The sequence below is a fragment of the Pseudozobellia thermophila genome, assembly GCF_900141855.1.
Taxonomy (GTDB): domain Bacteria; phylum Bacteroidota; class Bacteroidia; order Flavobacteriales; family Flavobacteriaceae; genus Pseudozobellia; species Pseudozobellia thermophila.
The window spans coordinates 1,032,260-1,054,297 of the sequence record NZ_FQYU01000001.1 but is presented as its reverse complement, the minus strand read 5'-3'; the positions used below and the strand labels follow the sequence as shown (position 1 = coordinate 1,054,297).

The following is a 22,038-nucleotide window of genomic DNA, read 5'->3' as shown; positions in this document are numbered from 1 at the left end:
TGAATACCTTTTGTGGAAATCAAGCCCTGAGTAGTTCCCTGTTTACCGGCAAGGTTCTAACACGAACGCCTGTACTGCGGTAAATGGCGTTTACGATAGCTGCAGTGGTCGGTGCCATGGAGGCCTCTCCGGCACCCACCGGAGGTTGGTCGGGACGGTCGATCACCTCGACCTCGACCTCTGGCGTATCCGGAAACCTCAACATAGGATAGGAGCCCCAATCGAGACTGGTAATATGTTTGCGATCGAACTTGACCTCTTCCATTAATGCCCAACTGGCCGATTGGATCATTCCGCCCTCGGTCTGGTTTTTTAATCCATCGGGGTTAATGGTCTCTCCCGCTTCGACTACCGCCCATAACTTTTTAACCCTTACCTTTCCTGTACCCCTGTCTACATATACCTTGGCCGCCATGGCACAATAGACGGTTTCATTTTTATACCGTGAAAAGGCCACACCCAATCCCTCGTTTTGCCCTAATGTCACGTCGGCGATGTGCTTTTGAAGTTTCTGGATGCATTCTATTGCCCTGGCATCGCGTAAGTGCTCGATACGAAACTGAATAGGGTCTTTTTGGGCCTGCTCGGCCAGCTCGTCCATCAAGGATTCCACGGCCAGAATATTGGTATAAGTGCCGAGGCTACGGAGCGAAGAAACCCTTAAGGGCCCCTGAAACATATGCGAACGCACCTTTAAATTGGGGATGGTATAGTAGGGTGCGGCATTTCGCCAAGCCCCGCCACGATATCCGATTCCGGGGTGGCCATAGTCCCTTTCCAAAAAATGGGCGGGCAGGAGCGTATTGGGATTTTCGTTCGGCCGGTTGCTGTGCCCATCCGACCATACATCGCAATTCCAAGCCGCAATCTTTCCCTTGTCGTCCAAGGACGCCCTTAAATCAACCATCATAGCGGTACCAAAAGGTTCCCATCCGTTTTCATCGTCCCGCATCCATTGCAATCGAATATGCCTGCCCGGAAATTCGCGCGCCAACAATGCCGCTTCGGCCGCCACATCATTGGCCCCATTATGACCAAAACAACCTGATCCCGGCACAGCTTTCACATTTACCGAATCTTCGGGCATTTCCATCAACTTGGCCAAGGTTCGCCTCAGGGGATATGCCCCCTGGCAATGCGACCAAACCTTAAGTCTTTCATTGTCGAAAAAAGCCACCGCACATGAGGGGCCGTTAGCAGCATGCATCAGATAAGGCTTAAAGAACGAGGCTGTCAATTGAGTGGTCGATTCCTTCAGGACTTTTTCCGCATTTCCACGATCTTCGTGTACCTCCACATCGGCGGGCAGGGCTTTTAGATGGGATTTCAAGGCCGATTGATCCGGCAAACCAGGGGATGTATCCCATTGTATAAATGAATCTACTTTCCGTTTTAGTTGAATGGCCCCGTATTCCTTTTCCGCGATGACCCCTACGAAGTTGCCCTTTCTCACAATTTTGAGCAAGCCCGGTAATTTTTGGATTGCGTCCTCGTCCATAGAAACAATTCTTGAAGCGTAGCCAGGGGGATGTACCACCCGCGCATGTACCATGCGTGGGAACCTTAGGTCTTGTACGAATACCGCCTCTCCCCTAACCATGGCTTCGATATCTTTTCGGGGAAGGGGTTGGCCCACGTATTTCCGTACCGTTTTTCCCTTCAATTCAACGGAACTGTCCAAACTTCCCTCGATCTGCCTGCCCTTTAAGAGTTCGTAGAGGGTCGCTTCCTTATCCTTCCCCCTGACCCTGCCGTCCTTCAGAAAGAGTTCGGACACGGGTATCCGCCATTTTTGGGCCGCCAACTTCAATATCGCCTCACGGGCCGAGGCGGCTGCTTGGCGAATGGACATGGCGCTTGATTCAATCGACATACTTCCGGCGGTAAAACCCTCATCTGGCGTTACCCCTGTTTCGGCCATATTGACCTCGATCATGTCCAAAGAAGTGTCCAATTCCTCGGCCGCTACCTGTTTTACGGCCGTACTTATACCTTGCCCCAGCTCGAGCTTGCCCGTGTAGATACGTATTCTTCCGTCTTCCAACACCTGAAGCCATGAGTTGATATCATTCTTGTCCAGCGACTTTTCCGTTAGGGGTGCGGTCTGGTTTTCACACGAAAGGGTAATGGGCGCCGCCAATGAAAAACCTATACTTATACAACCAAGCTTCTTTACGAATTCTCTTCGGGTAGTTTCCATGGGCCTATAATTCTTGTGCTGCAGTCTTTACCGCTTTGATAATACGGGAGTGTGCCCCGCAACGGCATATGTTAATAGCGAGCTTTTTGCGTATTTCGTCATCTGAAGGATTGTTGTTGCCTTCGAGCAAGGCCACCGATGCCATTACCATTCCGTTGAGGCAATAGCCACACTGGGCCGCTTGTTCCTTTACAAAGGCGGCTTGTACCGGGTGCAAACTCCCATCGTCCCGAACCAAGCCCTCGATAGTCCGTATTTTGAACTTCACGGCCTCACGTACCGGCAATTGGCACGAAAGACGGGACTCCCCATCCAATAAGACCGTGCAAGCCCCGCATTGTTGCAGGCCACACCCGAATTTGGCCCCGTTCAGGCCCAACTCATTTCTAAGCACGTAAAGCAATGGTGTATCGGGGTCTATATCGATTTCATAATCCTTGCCATTTACATGAAGTGAAAGTGTATTATTCATATAAGGAATTCTTTAATGCACTTTATGCGCCTATGAATCTACGAAAAAAGCGACTTTACAAAAAGGCCCGTAAAGCCTAAAAAGGAAAAAGGTCTTGGTATTGTCAACTTTCAAATAACAAATCCCTCTTGTTTCACAACAGATTTAAGGCCGTTCACATCAAAATATTGCACCAGACCTACCCCTACCCTATGTTTGTCATGTAATAATAAAGGAAGTAAATTTTTTCATTTTCATATAGTGTTCTCGTAAAAGAGTCTTGTCTTAACCGGTAAGGCTCTTTTTTAGTTGCTACCTCCTTGTATACGATACGTTAAAGAGTACTGACTCATTGGTGACTCAAGACTTGCCGACCGGTTGGCCGAACAAATCCAAAATCGGTTTTCCTTGCCCGTCGGGCGTTGTATAAAACGGTCTCCCCTCAATAGTATAGTGCGTTTCGGGGTGAATGCCCAGGGCATGGTATATCGACTGGTGGACCTGATCGATAACTACGGGGTTTTCTACGGAAGAGCAGGGCCTTTCATCGGCCGTTTTGCCGTATACCAACCCTTTTTCGACTCCTCCGCCCCACAGTAAAATGGAACTGCCATCGGTAAAATGGCGGTGCATACCATAAAATTTTTCATCTTCGATAATATCGGGTTGATCGACCTGGTCTTTGACGGTCTCGCCCGGTCTTCCCTCCATAATCGCATCACGGCTAAATTCACTGGCCAAAATAACCAGTGTTCTATCCAAATGCCCGCTTTCATCCAAGTCTTTAATGAGCTGGGCAATGGGCCTATCGACCAACTCCTTCATCTTCTTGGCGCGGATATGGCCATTTTCGTGCGTATCCCACCCCAAAAAAGGCTCATATTCGGTAGACACACTGATAAACCGGCCTCCATTCTGGGCCAAACGTTTCGCCAGAAGGCAACCGAGACCAAACCTCCCCGTATTATAGGTATCGTAGACCTCCTTTGGTTCTTGCGACAGATCAAAAACCTTAGCTTCCGGGGAGTTCAAAAGACGATACGATTGTTCCATAGAGCGCATGAGCGATTCTTTTTGGTAGTCACTTCCCTGTTTTAGAAAACCGCTCTTATCGGCCAGTTCCTTATAAAGCTTGTACCTGGCCTCAAAACGTTTGAGCGACATCCCTTTCGGGGGTCTTACGCTTTCAAGTCCCCCCGCCGGATCAGGAATCAAGAACGGACCAAATTCAGTACCCAAAAAACCCGCGGAATGAAAGGCCTTGAGTTCTTCGGCCTCACCCACGGTAAAGCGTTGTCCCATAGCTATAAAAGGAGGAATCACGGGATTTTTGGGTCCGAGTTCCTTGGCGATCCACGCACCGATATGGGGTGCTTGGACCGATTGTGGCGGCTCGTAGCACGTATGCCAATGGTATTGGTGCCGTGTATGCAGGATATGCCCCAGATCGGCCGACTTGTACGAACGTATGATCGCCCCCTTGTCCATTACCCCGGCTATGGATTCCAATCCTTTTGAAAAATGGAGTCCGTCAACCACCGTAGGTATTTTGGGGAAGGTACTGAGCACCCTTTTGCTCTCGACCCCCTTTTCGTAGGGTACGTAGGCCTTGGGGTCGAAGGTCTCGGTATGGGCCATACCCCCTGCCATCCACAAAAGAATAACGGTATCTGCAGTGGATGCCAATTTTTGGACAGGTCGGGAGCAGGAGCCTAAAAAGCTGGCCACGGGAATCGATGTGGCCGATGCCGACAAGCTTGCTGCCGCCATTTTTTTGATGAACTCCCTTCGCTTATTGTCTTCTTGCATAGCTGCTGCCTTTATCGGGTGGTTTTAATTAATAAACTGGAATTCAGGAAGAATAACGGTAGACCAGAACACGTCTTGCACGTCTTCCTTTTTAGGCCTATCGCCCAAAACACTTAGCAGGAGGTTCCTTTCCTTTTCCGAGGGATTCCTTCCCAAGGTATTCCAATAGAGATGATCGACTATCTTTTGGCCCTCACCTCCGAATTTTTCGATCCAAAGCTCGGCGGCTTCCTCGAGCACACTGTTAAAAAATTCGCCATTGGTAAGTTCCAAGGCTTGAAGGAGGGTAGCTTGTTGATCCCTAGAGGTCGTCACGTTCTCACGGCTGGGCCTACCGAGTGCCTTCAAAAACGAATGTTGCTTGACCAGGCTTGCCCTGGCAAAGCCGCTGCGGTCATCCTCAAAGGTAAACCCGACCAACTTGCCCCAGTTCGAATGGCCGTAATTTCTAACCTGACCCCAAGCCGTATCGTCAAAGTCAACGGCCGTCCACGCCCCGTTGGGATGTTCGGCGGAACTTTTCCAACTGGTATCGGAATCAACTTTAATTTTGTGCCCGTCATCAAACTCTATTTCCATTGCGAACAAAACACCTGCAGGATTGGCAATAACCCCCTCATTTACGCCCTCAATGGCCACAAGGTTTTTTCCCGGCCTTAAAAATCGCCCTACATGGATTTTCCCCACACGCTTCCAATCGTTACCTTGGGCCACTTGCTCTCCGTTTATGTATAAGGTGTAGGCATGATCGACCGAAATAAGGGCTTTTGCTTCGAGGATGTTCTTGGCCGGTATCACAAACGATTTTCTAAAATACCTCTTTCCGGGTTCCGGGAGCACATCGCGATCAAACTTGATTTCGCGATGCCATATACGCTGGGCGGTAGGTTTTTGGCCCGAAGGGTCGTATTCAACAGCATGGAAGACCGGAAAAAACACTTGGCTTACGGCATCGGAAAACTGCTCGGCACTCAATCGACGCAACAAGGGTCCATTGAAGACATAATCTTCCTTGACCTCGTCAGGCCGTTCGTAATTGGCCGCGGCCAATTGATAGGCTTTCGATGTCATGATGCGTTTGATCAAGTGCTTAAGGTCATGGCCCGAATCGATAAAATCGGAAGCCAGCCAGTCCAAGAGATCCCGATCCCAGGGCTGATTGTCCATTTCATCGAGGGGCTCGACAATGCCACGTCCCATAAGCTTGGCCCAATAGCGGTTGACAATTGTGCGGTACAAGCGGCCATTTTCGGGTTTTACCATCACTTGCGACAGTTTAAACAAACGCTCTTGTACATTCTCGGCCTTGACATCGCCCAGTTCAGGATATAGAAAACCGACCTCTGCCATTTTGCCCAGGGGTTTGTCGCAACGGTTGAGCTCCAGTACCGAATCGGCAAAAATCGAGGCAAAACCGTAGGATTGTTCCAAGGTGAGGTTGCTCACAAAGCTGTTGTGGCAGGAGGCACATTTTACATTGACCCCCAGTAGCGATTGCCCAATGTTCTGTGCCGCCTGCATTTCGGTACGCTGGCTGGCATTGACCACCCCACGCCATTGAATGCCCTTTATAAAGCCCTCGGATTCCGGGGAAGGATCGATCAATTCCTTTACCATTTGGTCGTAGCCCTTATTATGGAGAAGGGAGTTATACAGCCAATCGGTAATTTGCTTTCTACCCCCGGTGATAAATCCCGTTCCGCTGTAATCGTTTCTAAGGAGGTCGTTCCAAAAGCTCAACCAGTGCTGTGTGTAGTTGTGGCCGTCGGCCAACAAGGAGTCAATAAGAACGCTCCGTTTGTCGGGGCGGGTATTTTTAACGAATGAATCTACGGCCTTTTTTGGGGGCAGGAGGCCTACAATATCCAAATAGGCCCTTCGAACAAAAACACGGTCTTCCACTAGTGGGGGCCACTCCTTATTTTGTTGGTCAAAATAGTTCCCTATCAACTTATCGACGGGGTGTTTTTCATCCGACTCCGGAAGAACGGGCTTAACGAGGGCCAGCTCGGCCTCGGGAAAGACCTTTACCTCTTGGTCCGACCAATGGGCGCCATTTTTGATCCACAGGCCGATAAGGGCTATTTCACTTTTCTTTAGCACTTTGCCCTTCTTGGGCATCACCTCATCGTGGTCCGGCGCAAGGGTAATTCGTCGGTACAATTCGCTCCGATCGGGATTACCCGCTATGACTACCTCTCCCGATTCGCCCCCTTTGAAAACCCCTTCCTTACTGTCTAGAACAAGGTCTCCCTTTTGTTTGTTTTCACTATGGCATTGGTAACAGTTATGCGCAAGGATGGCCCTGACCTCCAAATTCAATCGGTCTTGTTGGGCGGCACTCAAGGTATCGGTCCGCTTCAATTCGGCGAGCAGTTCCAAGCCCTTTCCTTCATCGTAAGCCGTTTTATCATCCGTAAAAACACTGGTCAAATAATCTTCGCCATGGGTAAGGTTCGCCCCCAAGTGACCCGCCAAGGTCAACAGGATAACAGTACATAGGAGTGAGATCCTATAAATTCGAAAATGCGGTAACTTTCCCTTCAAGGTTCCTCGCAACAGGGCCAAGGTTATAATGGCGAATAAGGCCGTAGCGATACCCAAATACTGATGGTTGTCTACCAAAGTGCCACTATAATCTTCTTGGTTTCGCAACAGCCAGCCAAACAAAGCGGACAGTACGGCCGAAACCGTTCCCAAGAAGACCATCCAGTGAATGCCCTCCCGGAGTCCCGGCCTTTTTCCACCCAGGGTCAATAATTCCAAGAAAAGGGCCACCACCAATAGGCCTATGGGGAAATGTACGAGCAAGGGGTGTAGCCTACCTAGAAATTTAAATATCCAATTGAAGTCTTCCATGAATCAAATTAGTCTGGTTGGTTTAATCTCAATTCCCAAAAGCACAATTTGGCATATCGAATTGAAATCGCATTGAATTTAATGAATTCACAGCTAAGTTCTTAAGTTCTATTAAAAAGAAGGATCAAACAGCTAGTTTGAATCCGTTAAAAAGAACCAGAAACAAATAGATCTCAAAAAGGATATCGGGCCTTATTTGAAACGTTTAAAACACGCTACAGAAGTTTCTGAAGATGCCTTTTAAAAAATTTGGCGCTTTGAGAAGCACTCTTGGTAGCGTCTACCGAATAATTGCCCCCTTGCTCTATATAATAATATTCCAGTCCCGATTTGACCGGGTCTGGCAGCAGTTTGGTATAATCTATAGACCCATTGCCCAGTTCGGTATAATCGCGGGTGGTTTTGTCCATATCTTTAATGTGCCACATGACATAGCGCCCCGGTTGGGCATCAATCAGTTCTTGGGGAGTGTATTTTGAGGAATGCATCACCCAATACATGTCCATCTGAAGCTTTACCAATTTGGGGTCGGTTTCGTTTACAATAATATCGAAGCCGTTCTGCCCATTGTGGTCCTCAAACTCAAAACCGTGGTTGTGGTAGGCAAAACCGAGGCCTGCCTTGTTTACCTGTTCCCCTATGGCATTCAACTTTTGGGCCATCAACTTAAAATTTTCGATGGTCCTTTGTTCGGGAGCGATCCAGGGCCAGGTGATGTATTTGCTTCCCAACGTACCCGCCCCCTCGATACATCGGTCTACATAGTATTTCAACTCGTCATCGCCTTTGTTCAAATAAGGTGAAAACCCGTAATGGCCACTGGAGACCGTTAGCCCCAAATCGTCTAGAATGCGCTTGAATTCCGAGGCCTTAAAACCATAATACGCCTTTTTCCCCTCATCAAAACCATAGATTTCAAAGTCTTGATAGCCCATTTTCCTTAAGGCCTTTAGGGTATTGACCGGGTCCTTCGCCATTTCATCGCGGATGGAGAACAACTGATAGCCCATTTTGTACCGAGGCTTGTTTAAGATTGGCCAATAAGACAATGGCGTTATGGCCAAGCCTCCCAAAACTGATGCTCTTTCGATAAATCTTCTTCGGTCCATTGGTTGCTTTTTTTTTACCTAAAATCGATTGAATTGTACTTACACTATTCATTGGCCGGATAAAAAAAGGCCTTTTTATGGATTGCCGGCAATATCCGAACATTTTCCGGCAACATTCGATTCCCGTCCCAAATTACGGGCCGTAATTTAATCAATTCCCCCAAAGCCAAGCCCTTTCAAAGACCAACTTTAACACAGCCATCCTCCCTTCCCTTGATTCTGTTTGCTATCCCCATCACCAAATGACAGCTATACGCCATCTAGGCCGTTGTCTTTTTAGAAAACACCTTGGTGCTCGTTTTCATATCGGCATAGCGGGGATCCTGGACATAATCTTGTTTTTGCATCTTGATGGCCTCGATACTCAAAAACCCGAATTCGCTCACTACCTTACCGTAAAACCTGTAAATCCCCTTCCCCCTAAAGTGATATTTAGCGGCCACGGGAGGAAACAGCACTACATCGAACACCTTGCCCTGCTGGTCTATCAACGTGGCAAAATGCATACGTTTGCCATTATGGGTTCGTGTATTCTTAACGGTGACCAAATACCCGTAGATATCGATATGGCGGTTCAAAAACCGCTCTAGGTCATGGGCACAACGTTTGTTCTTGGGCGGTTCGGCCAACAGTTCAAAGGGACTGCACAGGCAAAAGCCCAGAAGTTCCAACTGGGTAAAGGCCTCCTCCAGGTCGGTAGTGTGCATTTCGGGAATCTTAAAGTTTTGCCGCTTGGGCGGAAACAACTTCGGATGGTCGATTTTCATGTTTTTGTTCAGAAATAAATGCGCCTTCCACAACAATTGGTGCTTGTTGGTTCCCGTAAACCGAAAGGCATTTATACGTATCAGGATACTGACCTGCTCAATGGAAATCGTTACCCTATCCAGAAAATCCTCGAGGGAAGAGAAATGGCCTCCCGTATTCCTTTCCCTTATGATCCTTTCAGACACCCTATGCTCCAAATCGCGCAGGTAGCCAAAGCCCAAAAAAATATCCTTCCCATAAATCACATTGGCATTGAAGCTTCTGTTAATGCAGGGCGGATGTATAATACCCCCCAACATCCGGGCTTCGTGCACATAAAATTCGGGGCGGTAAAACCCGCCTCCGTTATTGAGCACGGCCACCATGTACTCCAACGGAAAATGGGCCCGTAAGAACAAGGTTTGGTAGCTCTCGACCGCATAGGAGGCGGAATGCCCCTTGGCAAAGGCATAGCCGGCAAAGCTGGCGATCTGTTCCCAGACCTCGAAAATAATACTATCGGGCTCTCCCTTTTTTCGGCAGTTGTCTATAAACTTCAACCGTACTTTTTCAAACTCTTCGCGGGAGCGGAACTTACCGCTCATACCACGTCGCAGTACATCGGCCTCCCCCAAGCTGAGCTCCGCAAAATGGTGGGCCACTTTGATCACGTCCTCTTGGTAGACCATGACCCCATAGGTCTCGGGCATAATATTGAGCATCACGGGGTGCGCCCTTTCTTTTGCCCTACCCTTGTCGCGGTGCCTTAAAATATATTCGCGCATCATACCGCTTTTGGCAACACCGGGCCTAATAATGGAGCTCGCCGCTACCAAACCGAGGTAGTTATCGACCTCCAATTTTTTCAAAAGCATCCGCATGGCGGGCGATTCCACATAAAAACAGCCCATGCACTGCGCACTCTTGATCAATGCGTTAACCGACCGATCGGTCTTAAACCTACGCACATCGTGAATATCGAACGAGTTTATTTCATCGGGTCGGTTGTAGCCGATAATATCCACCGCCTCCCGTATTTTGGCGAGTCCGCGCTGCCCAAGGATATCAAATTTATAAAGCCCGACATCTTCCGCGATCACCATATCAAACTGAACGGTCGGAAACCCTTTGGGCGGAAGGTGGGTAGCGGAAAACCAATGAATCGGTTTTTCGCTGATCAGAATACCCCCCGCATGAATGCTCAGATAGTTGGGCATGCCCTTGATCAAGCGGCCGTATTTTAATACCAACCGCGAAATTTCATCGAGCTTTTGGGGGTCGTACCTCCCCTCCGAAAGCAGGTCGATCTCGTTTTTTGGCAACCCGAACACCTTGCCCAATTCACGGACCACCCCTTTCTCCTTAAAAGTAACATAGGTACCCAATAGGGCCACATGATCAAAACGTTCAAAGATATATTTCGTCATTTCGGGACGGTCGCGATGCGAAAAATCGATATCAAAATCAGGGGGATTCACCCGATACAAATTGATAAAGCGCTCAAAATACAGATCGAGCTCTATGGGATCCACATCGGTAATTCGCAATAGGTAGGCCACGATACTATTGGCCCCGCTACCGCGACCCACATAGAAAAAACCTCTTCTTCGGGCCTCGGAAACGATATCCCAATTGATAAGAAAATACGAAACAAAGCCCATAGTCTTGATCAGTTCCAGCTCTTTGTGCAAGCGTTCCGTAATACCCGGCCCGCCTTCGGGATACCGGTAAGACAAGCCCTCTTGGCAGAGCTTTTCCAGCAAGGCCTCATCCTCTTCCTTCGTATTCAGGTAGGTTTTTAGGTTTTGAGGTTCCCTATCCGGGGAAAAATCAAAACAGATGCTGCACGAATTCATCAAGCGTTCGGTATTCTCCAAGATATGGGCATACTCCGAAAAGGCCGCGGCCAAATTACCTATGGGGAACATCTTTTCACCTTCATTGGCCTCCTCGCTTTTGTCCAGCTTGCTAAGCAGCACATTATTGTCGATGGCCCGCAGCAGGCGGTGTGCGTTAAAATCGCTTTTGTTGCGAAAGGTAACGGGCTGTTGCACCACCAACCTATCCTTTAACCCGGACAGTCTTGAAAAGGGCAATTTTCGCAGGTCGGCGATCGATACACCGATGTATTCGTTCCCGTTAAAAACCGATATCTCGTTGAGCAGCACCTTCTCAAAGGGGTATACCACATAAGCGTGTTTGAACTTGGGCGCCACCATAGGAAACTTTTTTCCTTCGTACAGGTGTTCCGACAAAAAGTTGTTCAGCTCCAAGTAGCCTTCATTGTTTTTGGCGATACCGATAAAACAGGGTTCGGCACCATTTCGAAAATCGATGCCCAGAATGGGCCTGACCCCATAATCGGGGGCCAAACGCACAAAATTGAGACAGCCCGACGTATTGTTGATGTCGGTCAATGCCAACTGTGTCACCTCATTTTCTTGGGCCAGCTGCAAGAGCTCCTTTTCGGAAAAGGTTCCGTAACGAAGGCTGTAATATGTATGGCAGTTTAGGTACAATTTCGTCGATGTTTATTTTGGTTATGGACGATCGCAAACGACCCCACTGTATTCCTGTGGTTTTACCAGCATTACTGTTTTCGATGGGCCAACACGATCGGCGGTCGGCCATCGAAGGGGTTCTGCATTCTTCCGATGGTACGTGCGCCCATGGCCGAGGCACGGATCACGCTCTTATCGCCATAGCGCTTTCGAATATGGTCCATGGCGTGATACAGGTTCAAGATTTCCTCGGTATCGTCAAATAGGTTGATCTGGTAATTGCCCGATACCAGATGGCTAAAGCGGATGCCCACCAAGCGCACCAACAACCTTCGGTTGTACAAGGTCTTGAACAGCTCCAAAATCTTGGGAATCAAAATATGATCGGCACTGGTATAGGGAATACGCATTTGTTTCGAATAGGTATTGAAATCGGAGTACCTGATCTTGACCGCGATGCAGGCCGTCAACTTTTCGCCCCGTCGCAACTGATAGGCCAGGTTCTCGGTCATTGCAATGAGAATGCCCCTTAATTTTACCACATCTATCGTGTCTTTGTCAAAGGTTCGCTCGGTAGAAATCGATTTTCGTTCGCAGAACGGAACCACGGGGGTATGGTCGATACCATTGGCCCTTTTCCATATGATCCTTCCGTTTTTGCCCAAGACCCGTTGCATGACATCTATGGGCATTTCTTGAATGGTACGCACTTGGCGTAGCCCCAGATTGCTGAGCATTTGATAGGTCTTATCGCCCACCATAGGTATTTTTTTGATGGATAGGGGAGCGAGAAAGGGTTTCTCCAAGCCGTAGTCTATCTTCAGTTGATTGTTGGGCTTGGCCTCGTTAGTGGCCACTTTCGAGACCACCTTGTTGACCGAAAGTCCGAAAGAAATAGGCAGTCCCGTTTCCTTAAGGATCCGTTGGCGCAGCTCCGAAGCGTATTTGTAGCAGCCAAAAAAACGATCCATTCCCGTTAGGTCGGCGTAAAACTCATCGATACTCGATTTTTCAAAAAGGGGCACCTGCTCCTTGATAATCTCGGTAACCATATCGGAATAGTTGCTATAGGTACCCGCATTTCCCTTTATGGCAACCGCCTCGGGGCACAGTTCCTTGGCCATTTTCATGGGCATACCCGAATGCACGCCGTAACCTCGGGTCTCATAACTACAGGCCGCGACCACGCCCCTATCGCTCAACCCGCCCACCAATAGCGGTTTGTTCTTTAACTCGCTATTGATAAGGCGTTCTACGGATACGAAAAACGTATCAAGATCCAGATGTAAAATGGTCTTTTGCATAACTATCCTCAAAAATCGGACAGCCACCTTGCTTGGTAATTGGCCGTCCTCAACCGGACAGCTAATTTATGGAATAATTCCATTTATTTGGAAAATATCCTAGTTAAAGAATAAAAATTAACAGAGGAGGCCAGATATCCATCTGTACCCGACCTCCTCTGTAAATGCGGTAAACACTAGAGGTCGATGGTAATTTTATCGCCCGTCTTCGCCGCCTTGTAGATAGCGTCGATAATTTTCATATCCTTTAAGCCCTCTTCGCCGTCTACGGGAACGATGGGCTGTACCCCGTCAAAAATAAGCTGGGCCATACCGTCCATTTGCAAGGTCTGATGGGTAATATGGGGCTGGTCGAGCTCGCCCTTGTGGGTACGCCCCTTGATGGGGCCGTAGCCGGTAGATGGTTTCATTTCGACCCATCCGTCGGAACCGGTCATAAAAAACCGGTCTAAATGGCTCATGTTATAGGTAGAGAGGCAGTTGGCCACCGCACCGCTGGGAAAGCCCAATTGAAACTGGATCGTTTCGTCGACCCCTTCCTTAAACTTTACCGGGTCGGTCTTGGTCTCTTGGGCCGTTACCCAAACCGGATCCTCACCCAGCATATAGCGGGCCCCGTTGATCGAATAGATGCCGATATCCATCATGGCACCGCCACCCGCCAATTTTTTGTCCAAGCGCCATTGGTTGGGGTTGCCGATGGTAAAGCCCGATTGGCCTTGAAAAAACTTTACTTTGCCGAACTCCCCGTTCTTCCTCATTTTGATTACCTCAACCGTTTTGGGCTCAAAATGCATGCGGTAACCGATCAGTAGTTTTACCTTGGCGGCCTTGCACGCATCGACCATGGCCTGGCCCTCTTCGGCATTAATGGCCATAGGCTTTTCGCTGATAACATGTTTTCCGGCCTTCGCCACCCGAATGGCCTGGTCTTTATGCAGTCCGTTCGGGGTAATTATGTATACCGCGTCGATATCGGGATTATCTTTTATGGCATCAAAATTTTCGTAATTGTAACAGTTCTTTTTGGGAATACCGTATTTCGACTGCCAGTCTTTGATCTTGGAGGGCGTGCCACTGATCACACCGACAAGCTTGGCCCGTTTACAGTCTTTCATGGCCTCGGCCACCCGGGTACCGTAACTGCCCAAGCCCATGATCGCCACTTTTAGGATGGGGCCCTCATAGGGGGCTTCCGCTGCGGCAAAAAGATTGGAACTATGATATAAAATTGGTAGACCGACCGCCGAAACAGTCAACTTTTCAATAAAATTTCTTCGTGATCCCATAATACTGTCCGATTTTGTTATTGTTCTAAAAATAAGGATTATGTATTAAGAAAAACACTTTTGGGAATGAAAATACTGTCCCGATAATCAAGCCGATACGTTAAGGTCGGCCCTTAAACCTAAAATCGACATTACCGCCCGAAAGTATGATTCCCACTTTTTGGTTTTCGAACTTTTCCCTTTCCTTTAGCACTGCGGCCAAAGCCACTGCGCTAGACGGCTCGACAACGATCTTCATACGTTCCCAAATTAAACGCATGGCCTCGATTATCTCCGACTCGGTTACGCGTACAATGCTTTCGACATGTTTTTGAAGAATAGGAAAGTTTTTGTCGCCCAACTGGGTTTTTAATCCGTCCGCTATGGTATCGGTAGTTTTGTTCGATTCGATTTTACCGCTTTTCAACGAACGGTAGGCATCATCGACCGCAATGGGTTCACCGCCTACAACCGCACATCCCTTGCCGAAATAGTAGGCGGCCAACGCCGTACCGGCGATGAGTCCGCCACCTCCGACCGGGGCAACCACATAGTGGAGGTTCTGCTCTTCTTCGAGGAGTTCCAAGCAGGCCGTCCCCTGCCCGACGATTACATCCATATCATTGGAGGGATGTATAAAAGTGGCCCCGGTCTCTTTTACTATCCGGGCCGCCTCGCTTTCCCGGGCCGCCAATGTGGGATCGCATTCGATGATCTCGCCCCCATACTCCATTACGGCATTTTTCTTTACCTGGGGCGCGTTCGACGGCATTACGATATACGCCTGAACCCCTATCCTGCCCGCGGCCAGGGAAAGGGCTTGGGCAAAATTTCCCGAAGAATGGGTAACCACCCCTTTCTCTTGCTGTTCCTCGGTCAAACAAAGAATGGCATTGACAGCCCCCCTGGGCTTAAAAGATCCGCCCCGCTGAAAGTTTTCACATTTGAACACCATGTCGGCACCGGCCATCCTGTTCAGGGACCTGGAAGAAAACACAGGTGTTCTGTGAATGTGCGGGGATATACGTCTATGGCAATCAAGAAGTGTGTCTTTGTCCATTTTCAAAAAATTTTTGGGTTTTATAGGCAATTCGCTTTTAAAGTCCAATCCCAAATTAATCAATTTCCTGACCCTGAACCTCCTTTTTTACAAAACTTGGGTCCCAGCCCGTTCGAACCTTGCCACTTCGCCTCCCAAAATTATTTTGCTATATTCAAACATTTACGACCAAAAACCGTTATATAACGTACTATCTATAGTTGAATTTCTCGTCAAACGGCATCCAAAAGAACCGACCGTTTTTCAAGAAAGTAAAAATGCCATCAAATTCGAATGAAATATCCCCTCTTGGCCATATGGGTGTTTTTTATAAGCCAATTTTCCTTTGGGGCTACCCATTTTTGGGGTATACTCGATCAAGAAACGTTCTCCGATTCGCTCGACAAAAAATCGAAAATAGAGATTACCTACCCCAACTCCGCTACGGTATGGACCATTTCGGAACCGGCGCGAATAGAGTGGAAGACTACAAACATCGGCCCTGAAAAATCGATCCGCTTCTTTTTGGCCCTCAACGATATGGTCGTCCAAGAGTTGGGCACTTTCAAAAACTCCCTTAGTGCCGACGATATCGCATTGGCCAAGAACATCGGCACGGGCGATTCTTATCAAGTGGTGGGCATTGAACTATTTCCCGACAACAAACACCAAATTGCCAAATACGCCACCCCTTATTTTTCCATTCGGAATCCGGAGGCCGATGCCCGAAAAGCCGCCTACGAAGCCAAAAACAGGGAAAGACCGGTACAAGCCACCGCAAAAAAAACACCTGTGGAGCCTGCCCCCCAGTTCGATGGCCGAAACATTTCGTATGTTGAGGAAGTTGCTTTTGACAATGAAGACATCACCATTGAAATTTGGGATCACGGCCGCCAAGACGAAGACATCGTTTCCATATACCTCAACGGCAAGACCCTAATATCGAAGCATTTACTTACCTACCATAGAAAACGGGTGACCTGTACCTTGGAGAAAGGAAGGCCCAACGACCTATTCCTCTATGCGCACAACCTCGGAAAATCACCACCGAATACGGTATCCGTAGAAATCAGCGATGGCAAGACTTCGGAAAAAATCATATTGAATTCCGATTTAAAACGCTGCGAGGCAGTCAAGATCAGCGTAAACTAATTGCCGCGCGCTAGCCCTGCCCCTTATTGATCGTATAGGCGGCGTCGTTCCAACGCAGTTCTTGCTTAAATCGATATAGGTCCGTTTTTTCGTCGATCAAGAGAAATTCGATATCCATCATTTCCGCATAATCTTCCAAAGATTCCGCCGAAACATTCTGGCTGTAACAGGTGTGATGTGCCCCACCACCATAAATCCAAGCGGCAGCGGCCGTTTGCAGGTCGGGCTTGGGATTCCACAAGACCCTGGCCACGGGGAGTCGGGGCATATCGTTTTCGATTTCCACCGCTTCAACCTTGTTCACCAACATTCTAAAGCGATTGCCCATATCGACGATCGATGCGTTCAAGGCCGCACCCGCACCGGCATTGAAGACCAAACGAACGGGGTCTTCCTTTCCTCCTATCCCCAGGGGATGAATTTCGCATCGCACCTCGTCTTTGGCGATCGACGGACAAATCTCCAACATGTGCGAGCCCAAGCAACTCGATCGGGAAGGGTTGAAGTGATATGTATAATCTTCCATAAAACTGTTTCCTCCTTCCAAACCTGCTCCCATAACCTTCATGGTACGTACCAGGGCCGCCGTTTTCCAATCGCCTTCGCCCCCGAAACCATATCCACTGGCCATTAGCCTTTGGGTGGCAATACCGGGCAATTGTTTTATACCGTGCAAATCTTCGAACGTATCGGTAAAGGCGGTATACCCCCCTTCTTCCAAAAAGGCCCTCATGCCCAATTCTATTCTTGCTGCATCCTTAAGGGAAGAGCGCATACTTCCATCGGATTTTAATTGGGCGGCCATGGTATAGGTTTCCTCGTATTCCTGGACCAAGGTATTAATTTGGGTCTCTGAAACGGCATCGATATACTCGACCAGGTCACCGATCCCATACCCATTAACCTCATAACCGAATTTCATCTGGGCCGACACCTTGTTCCCGTCCGTAACGGCTACCTGCCTCATATTATCGCCAAAACGGGCCACCTTCATTTTTTTGGAATCGGCGACGGCACTTGCCACGCGACACCAAGCGGCCACCTTTTCGATTACCGTTTGGTCTTGCCAGTGCCCTACGACCACTTTTCTGTTCATGCGCATTCGCGAAGCCAAAAAGCCAAACTCGCGCCCTCCGTGGGCCGATTGGTTAAGGTTCATAAAATCCATATCGATAGCGCCCCAAGGGATATCGCGATTGAACTGGGTATGCAGGTGCAAAAAAGGCTTTTGCAAGGCCTTAAGTCCGGCAATCCACATCTTCGCCGGCGAAAAAGTATGCATCCAAGTAATGAGTCCCACACAATTATCATTGTTATTGGCCTCTTTACAAAGCGCATGGATCTCGTTGGGCGTCTTTACCGTTGGTTTGCAAACGATTTTAATGGGGATGGACTTATCGGCATTGTAATACCTTGCAATCTCATCGGAATCTTTCGCTACCTGCCCCAAGGTTTCAGGACCATATAGGTGTTGGCTTCCCGTAACGAACCAAACCTCGTTATCTGCAATATCGATCATTATAGTTTCTGTATGAATAATTTATAAACTTAAGGCACTAAAGGAAATCATGATATAGACCACAATAAGAAGCACGATGACCGATGTGACTATATCCCAAATATTATAACTCGATTTGTTTTGGGCCTTCTGTTCCGCGGATACGCTACCAAAGGTCAAACCTGCCAATTGCGCCTGGGACGGGGCAGGATAAAACATGCTTACCACGACCGCAATGGCGATGCACATGGCAAAAAAGTAGGCCCCAAAGACCAACCAATTGATATCGGCCAACCTGAACATAAAACTGTCTTCCGCAAAGCTCGATTTTACAATTTCGAGGGTGAGTTTGGAAAACCCAATAACAAAACCGCCGACCAAGGTGGCGATCGCCCCGTTGGCATTGATGCGCTTATAGAAAATACCTAGCAAGAAAACGGCGGCTATCGGCGGAGAAATATAGGCCTGTACATTTTGAAGGTATTCATACAGTCCGTCGGACAAGGTAGTTATGATAGGAATCCACAAAAGACCGAGCCCCACCACAAAAAAGGTAGCGATACGGCCTGTTTTGACCAATTCTTCCTCGGGTTTTTCAGGCCTCATTTTTTTGTAAATATCCAATGTAAAAAGGGTAGAACAAGAGTTGAAGACCGAGGCCAACGAACTCATTAAAGCGGCCAATAGGCCGGCGGCCACCAAGCCGCGCAATCCCGAAGGCATCAAATTGCTCATCAAGACCGGGAAGGCCTCGTCGGGACTGTCCCAATCCAATTTCCCCTGCATTTTCAACCCTAGGGCCACGACCCCCGGAATCAGAAACAAGAAAACCGGCATCAATTTCAACAATGCCCCAAAGATGCTTCCCCTTCGTCCCTCCTTTATGTTTTTAGCCGTCAGTACCCTTTGTACAATTACCTGGTCGGTACACCAATACCAGATACCTACCACGGTACTGGTAATGAACAAGGGCAACCACGGGTAATCGGGGTCTGAATTGGGCCGCCACATATTAAAGTAATCGGCCCCCACGGTTGCTTTCAGTTCGCCCCATCCGCCAACGGCATCCAAACCCAGGTATGTGAGAATTCCGGCCCCAAGGACCAATACGATGGCCTGGATGGTCTCGGTATAGACCACGGCGCGCATACCGCCCAAGACCGTATAAACACCTGTAAGCACGACCGTCGCCACGGCACCGACCCAAAACGGGATGCCCAACAAAGCGGATACCACTACCCCTCCGGCATATATCGTAACCGAAACCTTGGTCAGTATATATGCGATCAATGAAACTATGGACAACACCCATCTAGAGCGTGCATCGAAGCGCCTTTCGAGAAACTCGGGCATGGTAAAGACGCCACTACGGGCATAGAAGGGCAAGAACACCCAACCCAACATCAAAACCAACCATGCGTGGAGCTCATAGATAAGCAGGGGCATTTTGTCCCCGGCCCCATTACCGGCAAGGCCCACCACATGCTCCGACCCGATATTCGAGGCAAAAATCGAGGCCCCGACCACAAACCAACCGATATTTCTACCGGCCAGGAAATAATCTTCGGTATTCTTTTGCTTTTGTTTGATCACCCACCAGGCCACGCCGAGCAAGACCAAAAAATATAGGGCAATAACTACCCAGTCGAGTGTATCCAGTCCTTTCATACTAATTATTTTGTTGGTTATTCAGAAGCTTATTGTTCTTGCCCGTAGTAGGAGTTGCCCCCATGCTTACGTTCAAAGTGTTTCTTTTTCAAGGCCTCTTTTAGCGTATTGGCCATCGGATCGATCTGCAAGGTCAAATAGGCCATTTTGGCAACTTCTTCGCAGACCGCACTGTTATACACCGCTTTTGCGACACTTTTCCCCCAGGTGAAGGGTGCGTGGTTGCCCACCAAGACCATTTCCACCTCGTTATGGTCAAGTCCCTTTTCCCTTAGACAATCTATGATCTGGTATCCGGTCATATGCTCGTAATCGCCTTGGATATATTCGTCTTTCATCGGTGGTGCACACGGAATATCGGATGTTAGGTGATCGGCATGGGTAGTGCCAAAAACGGGAATATCCTTAATGGCCTGGGCCCAAGCTGTGGCATAGGTCGAATGGGTATGGACCACTCCCCCGATTTCGCCCCATTCCTTATACAGTACGGCATGGGTCTTGGTATCTGACGAAGGCCGCATTTTACCCTCTACCACTTGGGCATTATAATCGCAGATAACCATATCGTCGACCTTGAGGTCGGCATAGGGAACCCCGCTGGGTTTTATCGCAAAAACCGCCTCGTTGCGGTCTACCGCACTGGCATTGCCGAAAGTAAAAAGGACCAGGGCCAGCTCCGGTAGCCTCATGTTGGCCTCGTAGGCCTCTTCCTTTAAAGTTTTGTATTTACCCATTGCTTTTTACTTGATCCATTATATGTGTTTCCATAGTATCGCACAATTTGTTGTAGCTGTCATAAACCCTATCGTAAGCGACAACGTTGGCCTCGTTCGGTTCATATACCGTTGCGTATGCGCTTCCCATTTTTTCCATGGCACTGGGTACGCTTTGGTGGGCGTTTGCGGCCACAGCCCCGAAAATGGCCGCCCCAAGGGCGCACGCCTGTTCAGAGGCCACTACTTTTATGGGCATATTCAACACATCGGCCATCATCTGCATAATAAACGGCGATTTTTTGGCCACGCCCCCGAGGGCTATCACTCCCTTTATGGGAATGCCTTCGGACAAAAACCGGTCTACGATCTTTTTCGCCCCAAAGCAGGATGCTTCGACCAAGGCGCGGAAGACCTTTGGGGAATCACTACCTAAATTTATACCGGCTATTACGCCCTTTAGGTTTTGGTTGGCATCCGGGGTTCTCCTACCGTTCATCCAATCCAAGGCCAATTCGCCCGAAGCACCGATAGGCTCCCTTTCGGCGGCATTGCTCAACTCTGGGATCAGTCGCTCCATGGTTTCCTCGATCAGTCGGTCTTTGGTCGGCCCGTCGATAACCGACGATGTTGCGATAAGTTCCTTGACCGGCCAGGCCAGTAATCTTTCATACCAGGCATAGATATCGCCAAAAGCGGACTGACCCGCTTCCAAGCCCAGCATATCGGGGATAACGGAGCCGTTTACTTGTCCACATATACCTTTTACCAGCTTTTCCTTTCCTTCCATAGGAGCTACCAGGACATCGCAGGTAGAGGTACCCATGATCTTAGTAAGGAAGAAAGGTTCGGTCTTGGCGCCCACGGCCCCCATATGGGCATCAAAGGCGCCCACGGCCACAACCACGTTATTTGAAAGCCCCAATCGATCGGCCCATTCTTTGCTCAAGGTACCGGCCGGCTCATCGGAGGTAAACGTTTTTGAGTACAGCCGGTCTCGCAAGCCGTTTAAAACAGGGTCGAGGGCCACCAAAAAATCGTTGGAAGGGAGTCCGCCGAAATCGCTATGCCACAAGGCCTTGTGGCCCGCGGCACACCTGCTCCTTTTCATTTGGGACACATCGTTGCCCCCGGTCAGCAAAAAGGGCACCCAATCGCAATGCTCCACCCACGAATGGGCCGCCTTCAGCACCCCTGCATCTTGTCGCGAAATATGCAAAATCTTCGACCAGAACCATTCGGAGGAATAAATGCCCCCTTCGTATCGGGTATAATCGATTTCCCATTTTTTACAAAGGGCGTTGATCTCTGCGGCCTCTTTAATGGCCGTATGGTCTTTCCAAAGAACGAACATGGCATTGGGATTGTCCTTGAATTCGTCCAAAAGGGCCAAGGGGGTACCGGCCGCATCGACCGCAACAGGCGTCGAACCCGTAGTATCTACCCCAATGCCAACTATACGCTTCGCGATTTCGGGTCCAACGGCATCGATACAGTTTTTAATCGTGGCCTCGATTCCTTCTATATAATCCAAGGGATGTTGTCGAAAGCGGTTTTTGGAGGCGTCGCAATACATCCCCTTTTTCCACCTTGTATAATAGTGGACGGCGGTTGCCAATTCTTCCCCGGTTCCGTTATCGACCAAAAGGGCCCTTACCGAGTCCGAGCCAAAATCCAAGCCTAAGCTATATGTGTTCATTCGAAAATTCCATATTTAGTT

The 22,038-nt window shown here is 48.9% G+C and carries 14 protein-coding genes; 1 reads left to right on the top strand and 13 read right to left on the bottom strand.

Features of this window, described 5'->3' with window-relative positions; genetic code table 11:
- Positions 1-19: 19 nt before the first annotated feature.
- The 9 genes from BUB37_RS04450 to BUB37_RS04410 all read right to left on the bottom strand — a co-directional run bounded on the left by BUB37_RS04450 (position 20) and on the right by BUB37_RS04410 (position 15,308).
- On the bottom strand, positions 20-2,200 hold the full coding sequence (locus BUB37_RS04450; RefSeq protein WP_072989054.1) for a xanthine dehydrogenase family protein molybdopterin-binding subunit: 2,181 nt from the start codon (positions 2,198-2,200) through the stop codon (positions 20-22).
- A 4-nt stretch (positions 2,201-2,204) separates the two neighbouring features.
- Complete coding sequence (locus BUB37_RS04445) at positions 2,205-2,672, bottom strand: (2Fe-2S)-binding protein (protein ID WP_072989051.1); 468 nt, start codon at positions 2,670-2,672, stop codon at positions 2,205-2,207.
- Positions 2,673-3,011: 339 nt separating this feature from the next.
- The gene (locus BUB37_RS04440; protein WP_072989046.1) at positions 3,012-4,460 is read right to left on the bottom strand and encodes a DUF1501 domain-containing protein; all 1,449 of its coding nucleotides are present in this window, start codon (positions 4,458-4,460) and stop codon (positions 3,012-3,014) included.
- A gap of 24 nt (positions 4,461-4,484) precedes the next feature.
- Positions 4,485-7,319 (bottom strand): DUF1553 domain-containing protein, encoded by a 2,835-nt coding sequence (locus BUB37_RS04435; RefSeq protein WP_072989043.1) that lies wholly within the window; start codon positions 7,317-7,319, stop codon positions 4,485-4,487.
- Positions 7,320-7,534: 215 nt separating this feature from the next.
- A complete protein-coding gene (locus BUB37_RS04430; RefSeq protein WP_170863113.1) occupies positions 7,535-8,428 on the bottom strand; it encodes a sugar phosphate isomerase/epimerase family protein in 894 nt (297 codons plus the stop codon).
- A 260-nt stretch (positions 8,429-8,688) separates the two neighbouring features.
- Entirely contained in the window at positions 8,689-11,694 is a 3,006-nt protein-coding gene (locus tag BUB37_RS04425) for a DNA polymerase III subunit alpha (protein ID WP_072989039.1), read from the bottom strand.
- Between the two features lie 71 nt (positions 11,695-11,765).
- A complete protein-coding gene (gene dinB / locus BUB37_RS04420; RefSeq protein ID WP_072989036.1) occupies positions 11,766-12,980 on the bottom strand; it encodes a DNA polymerase IV in 1,215 nt (404 codons plus the stop codon).
- A 176-nt stretch (positions 12,981-13,156) separates the two neighbouring features.
- Positions 13,157-14,269, bottom strand: a complete 1,113-nt coding sequence (locus tag BUB37_RS04415; RefSeq protein WP_072989033.1) for a Gfo/Idh/MocA family protein — start codon at positions 14,267-14,269, stop codon at positions 13,157-13,159.
- Between the two features lie 100 nt (positions 14,270-14,369).
- Positions 14,370-15,308, bottom strand: coding sequence for a pyridoxal-phosphate dependent enzyme (locus tag BUB37_RS04410; protein WP_072989029.1), 939 nt, complete (start codon positions 15,306-15,308; stop codon positions 14,370-14,372).
- Positions 15,309-15,581: 273 nt separating this feature from the next.
- On the opposite strand from BUB37_RS04410, the gene BUB37_RS04400 reads away from it, so the two are divergent.
- Positions 15,582-16,439: a hypothetical protein gene (locus tag BUB37_RS04400; protein WP_072989021.1), complete on the top strand. Its 858-nt coding sequence runs from the start codon at positions 15,582-15,584 to the stop codon at positions 16,437-16,439.
- Between the two features lie 10 nt (positions 16,440-16,449).
- Here BUB37_RS04400 and araA read toward each other — a convergent pair whose 3' ends face one another.
- Genes araA through BUB37_RS04380 form a run of 4 tightly spaced genes read right to left on the bottom strand, consistent with a single transcriptional unit; the run spans position 16,450 to position 22,017 of the window.
- Positions 16,450-17,958, bottom strand: a complete 1,509-nt coding sequence (gene araA, locus BUB37_RS04395; protein ID WP_072989018.1) for an L-arabinose isomerase — start codon at positions 17,956-17,958, stop codon at positions 16,450-16,452.
- A 21-nt stretch (positions 17,959-17,979) separates the two neighbouring features.
- Positions 17,980-19,605, bottom strand: a complete 1,626-nt coding sequence (locus BUB37_RS04390) for a sodium:solute symporter (protein WP_072989015.1) — start codon at positions 19,603-19,605, stop codon at positions 17,980-17,982.
- 29 nt (positions 19,606-19,634) lie between these two features.
- Positions 19,635-20,339: an L-ribulose-5-phosphate 4-epimerase AraD gene (araD, locus tag BUB37_RS04385; protein WP_072989012.1), complete on the bottom strand. Its 705-nt coding sequence runs from the start codon at positions 20,337-20,339 to the stop codon at positions 19,635-19,637.
- Positions 20,332-22,017 (bottom strand): ribulokinase, encoded by a 1,686-nt coding sequence (locus tag BUB37_RS04380; RefSeq protein ID WP_072989007.1) that lies wholly within the window; start codon positions 22,015-22,017, stop codon positions 20,332-20,334. The genes araD and BUB37_RS04380 overlap by 8 nt, the downstream gene beginning before the upstream one ends.
- Positions 22,018-22,038: the final 21 nt, after the last annotated feature.

What these genes read in the sequence shown, in the direction of transcription:
- araD (WP_072989012.1), bottom strand. Translation starts at nt 20,339, where the DNA reads ATGGGTAAATACAAAACTTTAAAGGAAGAGGCCTACGAGGCCAACATG.
- BUB37_RS04445 (WP_072989051.1), bottom strand. Translation starts at nt 2,672, where the DNA reads ATGAATAATACACTTTCACTTCATGTAAATGGCAAGGATTATGAAATC.
- BUB37_RS04380 (WP_072989007.1), bottom strand. Translation starts at nt 22,017, where the DNA reads ATGAACACATATAGCTTAGGCTTGGATTTTGGCTCGGACTCGGTAAGG.
- BUB37_RS04400 (WP_072989021.1), top strand. Translation starts at nt 15,582, where the DNA reads ATGAAATATCCCCTCTTGGCCATATGGGTGTTTTTTATAAGCCAATTT.
- BUB37_RS04440 (WP_072989046.1), bottom strand. Translation starts at nt 4,460, where the DNA reads ATGCAAGAAGACAATAAGCGAAGGGAGTTCATCAAAAAAATGGCGGCA.
- dinB (WP_072989036.1), bottom strand. Translation starts at nt 12,980, where the DNA reads ATGCAAAAGACCATTTTACATCTGGATCTTGATACGTTTTTCGTATCC.
- BUB37_RS04435 (WP_072989043.1), bottom strand. Translation starts at nt 7,319, where the DNA reads ATGGAAGACTTCAATTGGATATTTAAATTTCTAGGTAGGCTACACCCC.
- BUB37_RS04410 (WP_072989029.1), bottom strand. Translation starts at nt 15,308, where the DNA reads ATGGACAAAGACACACTTCTTGATTGCCATAGACGTATATCCCCGCAC.
- BUB37_RS04450 (WP_072989054.1), bottom strand. Translation starts at nt 2,200, where the DNA reads ATGGAAACTACCCGAAGAGAATTCGTAAAGAAGCTTGGTTGTATAAGT.
- BUB37_RS04415 (WP_072989033.1), bottom strand. Translation starts at nt 14,269, where the DNA reads ATGGGATCACGAAGAAATTTTATTGAAAAGTTGACTGTTTCGGCGGTC.
- BUB37_RS04390 (WP_072989015.1), bottom strand. Translation starts at nt 19,605, where the DNA reads ATGAAAGGACTGGATACACTCGACTGGGTAGTTATTGCCCTATATTTT.
- BUB37_RS04430 (WP_170863113.1), bottom strand. Translation starts at nt 8,428, where the DNA reads ATGGACCGAAGAAGATTTATCGAAAGAGCATCAGTTTTGGGAGGCTTG.
- araA (WP_072989018.1), bottom strand. Translation starts at nt 17,958, where the DNA reads ATGATCGATATTGCAGATAACGAGGTTTGGTTCGTTACGGGAAGCCAA.